Raw genomic sequence first — 12,440 nt, 5'->3', positions numbered from 1 at the left:
CTCTGTGCTACCGCTCGACTTGCATGTGTTAAGCCTGCCGCCAGCGTTCAATCTGAGCCATGATCAAACTCTTCAGTTTAAAAAGTTTGCTCAAACTCGTGAATCACGTCTGACTTTAACCATATTCTTCAACCCGAAGATTAAAGAACGTAAAGCGAATTGACATGGTCACTCATATAAGACTTCAAGTTTTTTGAGAAGTCTCCAGCGAGCGCCCACACAAATTATCTGATTATCTATTTTAAAGAGCGGTGACACCTCAAACTAAGCTAATCTAGCTAGTGTTTTGCAGTCCTTAGCGGCCTGCCGTGTCAGTGGGTGCGTATATTACAGCCGAGAATTTTTAACGCAAGCACTTTTTTCAATTATTTTAAAAAAGTGCTTCACACCCACTAAAGTGGTCAAAAATCAGTCTCCCACACCCGGTTGCGCAAGTTATTTGTCTATTTAAGACGCTTTTTCTCTTCTTCCCAGTCAATGGAAGGGACCTTCAGGCCATGACCACCCTTATATGCCGGACTTTTTGGCTCACACCACCCTTCTAAGGCGCTCGGGTCAACTTGAAATATTTCCACCTCTAACCTGTGACAGGTAGCAAGTGGGTCTTTTGCATCTGGCCCCCAAAGATCAACCGATAAGTCTCCTCCAGGACAACACGATAACGCACAGAGAAGATCAATTTCTGCGAAGAACTCCAAATAGTCTCCCTGCTGCGCCGGACAGGCTTTCATAAAATACTTATCGTCTTCATTAAGGCCCGTACACTGAAAGATATTCAGCACATCGTGTACATCGAACTCGGTCAGGCCATACGGTAACACCGCTCGCACTAGATTAGAGTGACAGTGATGATCGAAATCTTCACCGGTTAATAGGTGATTCACGTAAGGATCACAACGAGTGCCTAATAGATCGTGCACTCTTCCCCCTTGCTCGTCCTGTCCGTAGTTTGCCAGAGTATCATCGATGATGGTCGCCATCGGACGCAGAAATGGTAACGTTGACCAAATGCGATCATAGGTGCTGACATGAGCTCGTTGAAGTTGGCGCGTGCGTGACGCCCACATACGCTCGCGGGGGTCATGTAAATTCCACATATTAAAGTCGCCAACTTGTGGCCCCTCGGGTACACGTATGCGGAAAATATGACCCGCTGGCACTTGCCAAGCTTTGCCTTCACGAATCGGAATATTCACCGTTTCAACGAGTGTCCGCTTCGCCTTACCTTCTTTTAATGAGTCATAAAACTCTATATCGACAGATAACTTTGAGCCTGGTCCTGCTCGATATGCTGCTTCAACTTTAGCCATGGGTAATGCTCCGCTACGTTTTTGATTGACTCAGACTAAATTACCGCCACACTTTAAAAAAATGACTTTTAGTCAAGATACTTGACAATAATTCAGGTTTTAAGAAATGAAGGTTCCTTACGCAGCGCTCTACACACTCCATTTAATTGCTAGGCTAGGTACATTAAGGCAGGTCTCGGAACAGCTGCACCTTACGGAATCAGCCATTAGTCACCAGATCAAACGACTTGAGTCACAACTTGGCTTCACCCTAGTGTATAAGGCTGGCAGAAATGTTCGTTTAACCCCGGAAGCCCGAACACTGATCGAACAACTCTCTCCCTCTTTTGATCATATCGATCAAGTCGTTAAACGCCCACTGCAACAAAGTCGATCCTTGACCATTTTTTGTCTTCCATCCTTGCTTGAGCCTTGGCTACTCCCGCGGCTTATCCCTTTTCAGCAGACTAACCCTGATATCAATCTCGCAATCCGTTATTTTTCATCTAGCCCAGAATATTTAGATGAATCCAGCGTGCGCATCGGCGCCTTCACCCTAAATCAAACTATCCCCAATCCCGTGCACAAGATTTTTTCCGGTGAAACTCTCCCTGTTTGTAGTCCTATTTACCTAAGCCAACATAACTCTCTCGATAAGCCAGAAGAATTTTTGCAAGCTGACTTATTACACGATCAAGACAGCACGAGCTGGCAGCAATGGTTTGCCGATCAGAATCTGACTCTAACTCCCCATGCCCAAACCCTATATGAAGACTTCCATCTATTAAAAATGGCAACGTTAGCGGCTCAAGGTATCGCCCTTTGCCCAGCCGAGTTGATAAGAAATGAATTAGAAGCAGGTAGTTTGGTGGCCTTGTCTCAACGCAAGGGCAATATTGGACGCTACTATGGCATTGAGCAAAATCGTTATGCTCAAAGGGAGGTTAACGCACTCGTGGAGCATTTACTCTTCGATAAAAAAACAAACAGCCCATCACTGTATCAGTGATGGGCTGTTGTCAGACTTGTGACACATGCCGATATTAGCCGAGGAACTTGCGTGCGTTTTGGAATAGACGCAACCAAGGACCTTGCTCTTGCCAGCCTTCAGGCTTCCAGCTGTGTTGGACCGCACGGTAAACACGCTCTGGGTGAGGCATCATGATAGTGACACGACCGTCTTCAGAGGTAACACCTGTGATACCTTCAGAAGAACCGTTCGGGTTGAATGGGTAACGCTCAGTCGCTTGACCGTAATGATCAACAAATTGCAGCGCTACTTGACTATTTGCTTGCAGGATACCTTTGTGTGCGGCATCACGGTATTCCGTTTGACCTTCACCGTGGGCAACCGCGATTGGCATGATAGAACCTGCCATGTCCGCTAGCAGAACAGAGTTAGACTCTTTCACTTCTACTTGCACTAGACGTGCTTCGAACTGTGCCGATTGGTTACGTACGAACTTCGGCCAGTTTTGCGCACCTGGAATCAGGTCATGCAAGTTAGATAGCATCTGACAACCGTTACAGATACCTAGTGAGAAGGTTTCTTGACGGTTGAAGAAGGCTTCAAACTGCTCCCGGGCACGTGAGTTAAACAGGATAGACTTCGCCCAACCTTCACCTGCACCTAGTACGTCACCGTAAGAGAAACCACCACACGCCACTAGACCGTGGAATTCTTCTAGAGAAACTCGACCAGACAGAATATCACTCATGTGTACGTCAACTGGGTTGAAGCCTGCTTTATGGAAGGCTGCTGCCATTTCCACTTGACCGTTTACACCTTGCTCACGCAATACGGCCATGCGTGGTTTCGCACCCGTATTGATGTAAGGTGCGGCAATATCCGCATTAATATCGAAACTTAGTTTCGCAGAAAGACCTGGGTCTTTCGCATCTAGCAAGTTATCGAATTCTTGCTGGGCACAATCAGGGTTATCACGTAGCGCTTGGATACGGTAGCTTGTTTCAGACCAAGTACGCTGCCAAGTGATACGATCTTGAGAAAGCACTTGCTCGCCTTGGAAAGCGAAGTTCAAGGTATCGCTATCGTTTAGTGTCGCCACCGCTGTCGCAGAAACACCCGCTGCTTGGTAAGCTGCTAGTACTGCACCCACTTCGCTGTTCGCAACTTGGATCACCGCACCTAGTTCTTCGTTGAACAGTGCTGCTGCTAGAGATGCTTTGTCTTTAGCTACGTTCGTTAGATCAACATCTAGACCAATGTGACTCGCGAAAGACATCTCTACTAGTGTTGCAAATAGACCACCGTCGGAACGGTCATGGTAAGACAGTAACTTACCTTCGCCATTCAAAGTTTGAGTGGTATCGAAGAAACCAGCCAATACTGCTGCACTGTCTACGTCAGGTGTTGCGTTACTTACTTTATTGAAGACTTGCGCAAGTACCGAACCACCTAAACGGTTTTGACCCGCACCAAGATCTAGAAGGATTAATTGGCTGTCTGCTTTCTTAAGCTCAGGCGTTAGCGTCTTACGAACATCTTCCACTGGCGCAAACGCTGAAATCACTAGAGACAATGGTGAAGTAACCGCTTTTTCTACACCGTCTTCTTTCCATACTGTCTTCATAGACATGGAATCTTTACCCACTGGGATCGCGATATCCAGTGCAGGACACAGTTCCATACCGACGGCTTTAACCGTTTGGTATAGCTTCTCGTCTTCACCCGCGTGACCCGCAGCCGCCATCCAGTTAGCAGATAGCTTAATGTGGCTACGTTTGGTGATTTTCGCCGCCGCTAAGTTGGTTAGCGCTTCACCTACTGCCATACGACCAGACGCTGGTGCATTCAATAGCGCTGCAGGAGTACGCTCTCCCATGGTCATGGCTTCACCGGTGTAGCTATCTAGTGACGAAGTCGTTACCGCAACGTCTGCTACTGGCACTTGCCAAGGACCCACCATTTGATCACGGGCCACCATACCTGTGATAGTACGGTCACCGATGGTAATCAAGAAGCTCTTAGAGGCAACAGTTGGTAGGCTAAGCACACGCTTCGCGGCTTCCGCCAACTCAACCTCAGAACCGTCAAAGTCATCGCCTTTCACGTCTGCTTTAGTGGCTTCACGGTGCATCTTAGGTGGTTTACCAAATAGCACAGACATTGGTAGGTCAACTGGGCTGTTGTCAAAGTGTGGATCTTCTACTTCTAGGTGTAGTTCTTCCTTCGCTTCACCTACTACAGCAAATGGACAACGCTCACGCTCACAGATCGCTGCAAATTCGTCGATACGATCAGCAGGAATCGCAAGAACGTAGCGTTCTTGAGATTCGTTACACCAGATTTCTAGTGGTGACATACCCGGTTCGTCATTCAATACTTTGCGTAGATCGAACTTGCCACCGCGCTCGCCGTCTTTTACAAGTTCAGGCAAGGCGTTAGATAGACCACCGGCACCCACGTCATGGATAAAACTGATTGGGTTCTTGTCGCCAAGCTGCCAGCAACGGTCAATCACTTCCTGACAACGGCGCTCCATTTCTGGGTTGCCACGTTGTACAGAAGCAAAGTCTAGATCTTCGTTACCATCGGCAGACGCCATAGAGGAGGCCGCACCGCCACCGAGGCCGATCAACATGGCAGGACCACCGAGCACAACCAGTTTGGCTCCTACGGCAATCTCACCCTTTTCTACATGCTCACGACGGATGTTACCGATACCGCCCGCCAGCATGATTGGCTTGTGGTAACCACGTACTTCTTCGCCAGTTGGACCCTGCACTTTTTGCTCAAAAGTACGGAAGTAACCAAGCAAGTTGGGACGGCCAAATTCGTTGTTAAATGCCGCACCACCGATAGGGCCTTCAATCATGATGTCTAGCGGGGTAACAATACGGCTTGGCTTGCCGTACTGGCTTTCCCACGGTTGTTCGAAGCCAGGAATTTTAAGATCAGAAACGGTAAAGCCCGTTAGGCCCGCTTTAGGCTTGGCACCGATACCGGTCGCACCTTCGTCACGGATCTCACCACCAGAACCTGTCGCCGCACCGGCAAATGGCGCAATTGCGGTTGGGTGGTTGTGGGTTTCAACCTTCATCAGAATATCGATGTTCTCTTGGGAGAAATCGTATTCGCGAGTTTCAGAGTTCGGGAAGAAACGGCCTGCTTTGTGGCCTTCCATCACCGCGGCGTTGTCTTTGTACGCAGACAAAGTGCCGTCAGGGTTATGTTCGTGGGTATTCTTGATCATCTTGAACAAAGAGCGCTCTTGCTCTACGCCATCGATGGTCCAAGACGCGTTAAAAATCTTGTGACGGCAGTGCTCGGAGTTTGCTTGAGCAAACATCATTAGCTCTACGTCATTTGGGTTACGCCCCAATTCCTTAAATGACTCAACCAAGTAGTCGATTTCATCTTCTGCAAGGGCTAAACCTAGTTTCTGATTTGCTTCTACCAAAGCGTCACGGCCACCACCTAGCACATCAACACTGGTCATTGGAGCAGGCGTTGCATGGCTAAACATGACCTCAGCCACATCTAAGGTTGGTAACACACTTTCGGTCATGCGGTCATGCAATAGGGTCGCTGCGGCTTGTAAGTCAGCAGCCGTCAATTCAGATTCAGCATGAAGAAAATACTGAACACCACGCTCAACTCGGGCGATACCGTTCAAACCGCAGTTATGCAAAATATCCGTCGCCTTCGAAGACCATGGCGAAATAGTACCCAAGCGTGGCACCACTAGCACAAAATGGCTTGATGCTTGGATCGGCGCTGATTTGGGTCCGTAAGTCAGAGCTTGTTCAAGTACTGAGTGTTGTTCAGCGGTTAGCTCAACGCCTTCGTTAAGTTCAACGAAGTGCAGAAATTGGGCATCAACATCAGTGATGGAGGGAAGCAGGTCTTGCAAGCCTGCTAACAACTTGGATTTACGGAACGCCGATAGCGCTGCGGAACCATGCAGAGTTAGCATGTCGAGTTTAGCCTCATGTGGTAGTTGGGGGAAATTTGGCCGCTATTTTAAATCATTGGGGTATTTGTAAGCCAGTTTAGAGAAGGCTTTCTTCGCATTTATTCTTCACGGGAAGGGGAAGATAAACGTTTTAGACGCTTTTTCTGCTCTCGGCGGTACTGAAAAAATTGACTGATCTGTTGACTGGCCGCCTCTTGAAGAACACCGCCACAACATTGCACTTTATGATTAAGAAAAGGAGCATCGAAAAAGCGACCTTGGCTCTCCACTACTCCACTCTTGGGTTCGATTGCGGCAAACACCACCCGCTCCACACGGGAGTGAACAATCGCTCCTGCACACATGGAACAAGGCTCTAAAGTCACATAAAGCGTAGCGCCGGGCAAACGATAGTTACCTACCCTACTTGCGGCATCTCGCAGTGCTTGGATTTCCGCATGAGCGGTAGGATCCACACTGGAAATCGGGCAGTTATAGCCGCGACCAACGATCTCTCCATCCAATACCACTATCGCACCTACTGGAATCTCGCTTAACGCTTCTGCTTTTGCTGCCTCTAGCAAAGCTTCCTGCATCCAATGCTCGTCAGTATTTTGATCTTTCTCAGTCAAGATAAGTTGCACTCTTTTTTTTATTTAGCCTACACTGGCAGCTGATCACAACAATGGAGTACCGAGCGTGCAAACTGTGTCTGATTTGATGGTAACGAATTTGATCACCTTAAAGGAAACAGACTCGTTGGCCATGGCCAAAAAACTCATGTCGGAAAAGAATATTCGCAACTTGCCCGTTGTCGATGATGAGGGCAAATGTATCGGCATGCTTACTCAGCGGGAATACCTGAAACATGCTTTCTACTTAGTAAGTCAATTCGGTACGCAGCAGCTTGCTAAAAAAGAAGAGCAAACGCCGGTGCGTAATGCGATGAATAAAGACATTTTGACCATTGACGTAGGCCTAGCACTGGATACCGCAGCCGAGTTTTTCATCGAGAATAAATACGGCAGCCTGCCTGTTGTCGAAAATGACAAACTAGTCGGCATCATCACTCCGATCGATTTTGTGAAGCTAGCACACCGACAGCTACAACAATAATCACTCTCTAAGCCGCAAGCCCCTATGACCATAGGAGGCTTGCTATTCTATTTCCAAATGCACATTGGCAGCTTGAACTCCGAACTCAGTTTGATGAAGTTCAAAGCTCACATTTTGGCCTTTGCGCAGTGTCTTGTGTCCTTGCGCCTGAATGGATTTATAGTGCACAAACACGTCGGGATATCCATCACGCTTGATGAAACCTACTCCCTTCGAGTCATTGAACCACTTCACTTTGCCATACAATCTTTCGGACATTACGCGCCTCTTCTTATTATACGGCGGCTAGGCAGTCACCCAGCCGCCGTTTGTTAGGCTACAGGCTGGCGATAGCAGCTTTCTGCTCCTCCAACTTCGCCACAATCGATTTCAACTCTTCACATTTCGCTTGTTCTTTTTCCACCACGGCTGCTGGGGCTTTCGCAACAAAAGACTCATTGCCCAACTTGCCAAGGATGCGCTCTAAATCTTTGCTCGCTTTATCAATTTCTTTTTGCAAACGAGCTAGCTCTGCGTCCTTGTCAATTAAGCCCGCCATCGGCACCAGCACTTCCATTTCACCCACTAACGCAGTGGCTGACATTGGCGCCTCGGCCCCTGCTTCCAACCAAGTTACTGACTCCAGTTTAGCCAGTTTTTGTAAGAAGGTTAGGTTATCTTCCAAGCGTGCTTGGTCTTGATCAGAACCATTGCGCAAGAAAATCTCCAGCGGCTTAGAAGGGGCGATATTCATTTCTCCACGAATGTTACGAATACCTTCAATCACGCCTTTCAACCACTCGACGTCAGCTTCAGCTGTCAGGTTGATTTTATCCGCTTCGGATTCAGGGAAAGCTTGAGTCATTACCGTATCACCCGTAACTCCGGCCAATGGCGCCACGCGCTGCCAAATCTCTTCGGTAATAAACGGCATCATTGGGTGTGCAAGGCGCAAGAATGCTTCCAATACACGAACCAAAGTGCGGCGAGTACCGGCTAGCTGAGCAGGTGTTGCGTTTTCGTCCCACAACACAGGTTTAGAAAGCTCTAGATACCAGTCACAGTATTCGTGCCACATAAACTCATACACGGCTTGAGCAGCTAGGTCGAATCGGTGCGTCTCGTAGGCTTTATTGACCGCTTCTTCGGCGTGCTGCAAACGGGAAATAATCCACTTGTCTGCCAGCGATAGCTCCACCTCACCACCATTTTGCGCGCAGTCTTGCCCCTCGGTATTCATCAACACGTAACGGGCAGCGTTCCAAATCTTATTACAGAAGTTGCGGTAACCTTCTAGACGATTAAGATCGAACTTGATGTCGCGTCCGCCTGAGGCCAAGGAACATAGGGTAAAGCGCAACGCGTCTGTGCCGTAAGCAGGCATACCCTCTGGGTAGGTTTCACGGGTATTCTTTTCGACTTTCTCTGCTAGACGGGGTTGCATCATGCCGTAGGTACGTTTGGCAACGAGCGATTCAAGGTCGATACCGTTTATCAAATCCAGCGGATCGATAACGTTGCCTTTCGACTTAGACATTTTGTCGCCCCGTTCATCACGGATTAGGCCGGTGATATAAACGGTTTTGAACGGAACCTTGTTGGTGAACTTCAACGTCATCATAATCATCCGGGCAACCCAGAAGAAAATAATGTCAAAGCCAGTTACAAGCACATCTGACTCGCCAAATAACTCTAGATCTTCGGTTTGCTCCGGCCAACCTTGGGTAGCAAAAGTCCATAGTGCAGAAGAGAACCAGGTATCTAGGACGTCTTCATCTTGAACAAGCTCTAGATCTGCAGCCAAATTATATTTCTGGCGCACATCTTCTTCACTCTGACCAACATAGAAGTTGCCTGAGTTGTCATACCAAGCAGGGATTTGATGGCCCCACCAAAGTTGACGGGAAATACACCAGTCTTGCAGATCACGCATCCAAGCAAAGTAGGTATTCTCCCACTGCTTTGGCACAAATTGGATGTCACCGTTTTCTACCGCTTCGATGGCAGGTTTCGCTAGGGACTCAACCGCCACGTACCATTGATTGGTTAGGTAAGGCTCAACCACCGTGTTGCCCCGCTCGCTACGAGGGACTTTTAGCTTATGATCAACGACTTTTTCCAACAGACCTAAATCTTCAAAATCCTTCACGATCACTTTACGCGCATCGAAACGATCAAGGCCACGGTATTTTTCCGGCGCCTCATCATTAATAGCCGCATCATCCGTGAAGATATTGATCATCGGTAAGTTATGACGCTTACCCATTTCATAGTCGTTGAAATCGTGTGCTGGTGTAATCTTCACACAACCGGTGCCAAACTCTTTATCAACGTATTCGTCCGCAATTATCGGAATACGACGTCCGACCAAGGGTAGGATAATCTCTTTACCAACCAACTCCGCGTAGCGCTCATCATCCGGTGCTACAGCCACCGCAGAGTCACCCAACATGGTTTCAGGGCGAGTTGTCGCCACTACGATGTAATCTTTGCCATCCGCTGTTGTGACACCATCGGCGAGCGGGTAGCGGAAGTGCCACATAAAGCCATTTTCTTCTTCTGACAACACTTCTAGGTCAGAAATCGCCGTATGTAGTTTCGGGTCCCAGTTAACTAGGCGCTGACCACGGTAGATAATGCCTTCGTCATACAGGCGTACAAAGACTTCCTGAACTGCGGCCGACATACCTGGGTCCATAGTGAAGCGCTCTTTGCTCCAATCTACCGAGTCGCCTAAAACGCGCATTTGATCAGAAATGGTGCCGCCAGATTGAGCTTTCCACTCCCAAACTTTTTCGAGAAATTTCTCACGGCCTAAACCAACACGAGTTAGGTTCTGAGCGGCTAATTGGCGCTCCACTACCATTTGAGTAGCAATACCAGCATGGTCGCTACCTGGTTGCCATAGGGTGCGTTTGCCTTGCATACGGGCGCGACGAATCATGGCATCCATTAAGCTGTGCTGAAACGCGTGCCCCATGTGCAAGCTGCCGGTGACGTTTGGCGGTGGAATCATAATGGAGAATGGGGTGCCATTGCCTTGAGGGGCAAAGCAATTGCTCTCTTCCCAGCGTTGGTAAATTGGTTGCTCAATACTATGGGGTTGGTAAGTCTTATCCATTATGGTGTCTTAACGCTCTTTGTTGGCATGAATAGGTAAAAGTGTGGGAATTATAGCCTGCCCACCAGATGCACGAAAGCCGAACTGTTCCGTTCTTTATTGTTGCTGCTTGTCTAGCTCAGTCATGACTTCTGCCACCAGTTGCGGCAGTTGACGTTGTAGCACGGCACTTATGGCCTGAGATATTTGTTCTTGAGTAACGGCTAAAGATGTTGACGTCTGCTCGATTTCATCTACAACGGGAGACACAGGGCTCAACATCGCCTCGGCTGGCTCTTCTTCGCTTTGCGCCCCTTCTTTCAGGGACTGGGCCAAGTAGTCAGCTTGACTAACATGGGTAGTTACTTTGGCACTAACAACATCCATTAGGATGGGAATATCGTCTTTATTGCGCAAAGCCGCTGCAAGAACCCCTTCATCGGGTTCTAACTCAAGGTCATCGATATCGAAGTAAGTATCAGTCATAACGAACAATCAGCGTCACAGCATTAGTTAGCAAACATTGAAAACGTACGCATCACGGAGCGACACGTACGTCTTGTTAAATAGCTATCAGACTTTAGCTAGCAAATAGCGAGTTAGCAAACCGACGGGGCGACCGGAAGCACCTTTTGCCGCACCGCCAGCCCAAGCCGTACCGGCAATATCCAAATGAGCCCAAGGGTAGCTTTCAGTGAAGCGTGATAGGAAGCATGCTGCCGTTACCGAACCAGCTTCTGGTCCACCTATATTGGCGATATCTGCAAAGTTACTATCAAGTTGCTGCTGATATTCTTCATCCAATGGCATTTGCCAGAGTTTATCTGCTGCCACACGACTCGCTTCTTTAAGGGCTGTCGCTACCTCATCATTGTTGGCGTACATACCAGAGTTAACACTACCTAGGGCGACGACACAGGCGCCAGTCAGGGTGGCAATATCCACTACAGCAGCAGGATTGAACCGTTCAATATAAGTTAACGCATCACATAGTACCAAGCGACCTTCCGCGTCGGTATTAAGGATTTCTACGGTTTTTCCAGACATAGTACGTACAATGTCACCGGGCTTAGTCGCTCGACCACTTGGCATATTTTCAGCTGCCGCGATTACCGCAGTGAAATTAAGTTTGGGCTTAAGTTCACCGATTGCCATCATGGTTCCAAACACGCTGGCAGCACCGCACATGTCGTATTTCATTTCATCCATTTTTAGACCCGGCTTCAATGAGATACCACCGGTATCAAAGGTAATACCTTTACCAAGCAACACTTGTGGTGGCACATCCTCACCAGCGCCGCGATAGTGCATTACGATCAGGTAGCTTGGCTGGTCGCTACCACGACCAACAGACAACAAGCTGTGCATTCCCAGCTCGTCCATTTTGGTTTCGTCCAGCAACTCGATTTCCAAGCCATATTCTTCGCCCAAATCTTGCGCTTTAGAGGCAAGGTAATTTGGCGTACAAACGTTCCCCGGCAAGTTACCAAGCTGGCGCGCGAAGCAAGCACCTTTTGCAGCCGCTAAGCCAACAGCCAACGCCTGCTCATCTTCACCCGTGAGTAACAGTGTCTCTAGCGCGATTTGCTTCTTATCGTCACTTTGTTTAAAGCCGATAAATTCGTAAAAGCCTTCATTGATCCACTGAGCCGCCAAGGAAAGCGTATTAGCAGCATCCCGCTCTTTAACTGTTAGGTCAGACAAAGCCACAGCAGCGGTTTCGTAAGGTAATGCTTTTAATTGCGACGTTAACGCAGCGATGGCTTTTTTGGCTTTAGCATCGGATAGTGCTTCGTTACCAATCCCAACTAGTAACACAGCTTTCTCTAACGAGGTCATCGGCAGCAATAACGTGTCACCAACACTCGCTTTAAACACTTTAGAGGCAACCAGCTGACTAACTTGCCCCTGCAACGATTCATCTAACCAAGCACAGGACTGGGCGAGCTCACCTTCGCTAGATACAAACACCGCCAATAAATCTGCTTGAGCAGATTGAATACTTTTTACCAACTGAGTCTTCATAACAAACCTTGT

The 12,440-nt window shown here is 48.3% G+C and carries 9 protein-coding genes and 1 rRNA gene; 2 read left to right on the top strand and 8 right to left on the bottom strand.

What is annotated here, in order from left to right:
• Positions 1-79 (bottom strand): 16S ribosomal RNA (locus tag FJM67_RS11700); the annotation flags it as partial.
• A gap of 364 nt (positions 80-443) precedes the next feature.
• Complete coding sequence (locus FJM67_RS11695) at positions 444-1,310, bottom strand: urea carboxylase-associated family protein (protein ID WP_140589501.1); 867 nt, start codon at positions 1,308-1,310, stop codon at positions 444-446.
• Positions 1,311-1,416: 106 nt separating this feature from the next.
• Here FJM67_RS11695 and FJM67_RS11690 point away from each other — a divergent pair, with 106 nt between their 5' ends.
• On the top strand, positions 1,417-2,298 hold the full coding sequence (locus tag FJM67_RS11690; RefSeq protein ID WP_140589499.1) for a LysR substrate-binding domain-containing protein: 882 nt from the start codon (positions 1,417-1,419) through the stop codon (positions 2,296-2,298).
• A 34-nt stretch (positions 2,299-2,332) separates the two neighbouring features.
• Here the strand turns inward: FJM67_RS11690 and purL are convergent, their stop codons facing one another.
• Together purL and tadA are read right to left on the bottom strand one after the other, a co-directional pair.
• Complete coding sequence (gene purL, locus FJM67_RS11685; RefSeq protein WP_140589497.1) at positions 2,333-6,229, bottom strand: phosphoribosylformylglycinamidine synthase; 3,897 nt, start codon at positions 6,227-6,229, stop codon at positions 2,333-2,335.
• Positions 6,230-6,327: 98 nt separating this feature from the next.
• Positions 6,328-6,840 carry a tRNA adenosine(34) deaminase TadA gene (gene tadA, locus FJM67_RS11680; RefSeq protein WP_219845968.1) on the bottom strand — a complete coding sequence of 171 codons (513 nt, stop codon included), beginning with the start codon at positions 6,838-6,840 and terminating at the stop codon, positions 6,328-6,330.
• Positions 6,841-6,907: 67 nt separating this feature from the next.
• Between tadA and FJM67_RS11675 the strand changes: the two genes are divergently transcribed.
• Entirely contained in the window at positions 6,908-7,324 is a 417-nt protein-coding gene (locus FJM67_RS11675) for a CBS domain-containing protein (protein WP_140589495.1), read from the top strand.
• A gap of 42 nt (positions 7,325-7,366) precedes the next feature.
• Here FJM67_RS11675 and FJM67_RS11670 read toward each other — a convergent pair whose 3' ends face one another.
• The 4 genes from FJM67_RS11670 to FJM67_RS11655 all read right to left on the bottom strand — a co-directional run bounded on the left by FJM67_RS11670 (position 7,367) and on the right by FJM67_RS11655 (position 12,428).
• A complete protein-coding gene (locus FJM67_RS11670) occupies positions 7,367-7,582 on the bottom strand; it encodes a cold-shock protein (protein ID WP_140589494.1) in 216 nt (71 codons plus the stop codon).
• Between the two features lie 58 nt (positions 7,583-7,640).
• A complete protein-coding gene (locus FJM67_RS11665) occupies positions 7,641-10,424 on the bottom strand; it encodes a valine--tRNA ligase (RefSeq protein ID WP_140589492.1) in 2,784 nt (927 codons plus the stop codon).
• A gap of 96 nt (positions 10,425-10,520) precedes the next feature.
• Positions 10,521-10,889 carry a hypothetical protein gene (locus tag FJM67_RS11660; protein WP_140589490.1) on the bottom strand — a complete coding sequence of 123 codons (369 nt, stop codon included), beginning with the start codon at positions 10,887-10,889 and terminating at the stop codon, positions 10,521-10,523.
• Positions 10,890-10,976: 87 nt separating this feature from the next.
• The gene (locus FJM67_RS11655) at positions 10,977-12,428 is read right to left on the bottom strand and encodes a leucyl aminopeptidase (RefSeq protein ID WP_140589489.1); all 1,452 of its coding nucleotides are present in this window, start codon (positions 12,426-12,428) and stop codon (positions 10,977-10,979) included.
• Positions 12,429-12,440 lie beyond the last annotated feature (12 nt).

The sequence above is a fragment of the Maribrevibacterium harenarium genome (genome assembly GCF_006385675.1).
Lineage (GTDB): Bacteria > Pseudomonadota > Gammaproteobacteria > Pseudomonadales > Marinomonadaceae > Marinomonas > Marinomonas harenarium.
Note: the sequence above shows the minus strand (reverse complement) of the source record. Positions and strands in the feature narration are given on the sequence as shown.

Coding starts and splice junctions, on each gene's coding strand:
- FJM67_RS11695 (WP_140589501.1), bottom strand. CDS start 1,310: ATGGCTAAAGTTGAAGCAGCATATCGAGCAGGACCAGGCTCAAAGTTA.
- FJM67_RS11690 (WP_140589499.1), top strand. CDS start 1,417: ATGAAGGTTCCTTACGCAGCGCTCTACACACTCCATTTAATTGCTAGG.
- purL (WP_140589497.1), bottom strand. CDS start 6,229: ATGCTAACTCTGCATGGTTCCGCAGCGCTATCGGCGTTCCGTAAATCC.
- FJM67_RS11670 (WP_140589494.1), bottom strand. CDS start 7,582: ATGTCCGAAAGATTGTATGGCAAAGTGAAGTGGTTCAATGACTCGAAG.
- FJM67_RS11665 (WP_140589492.1), bottom strand. CDS start 10,424: ATGGATAAGACTTACCAACCCCATAGTATTGAGCAACCAATTTACCAA.
- FJM67_RS11660 (WP_140589490.1), bottom strand. CDS start 10,889: ATGACTGATACTTACTTCGATATCGATGACCTTGAGTTAGAACCCGAT.
- FJM67_RS11655 (WP_140589489.1), bottom strand. CDS start 12,428: ATGAAGACTCAGTTGGTAAAAAGTATTCAATCTGCTCAAGCAGATTTA.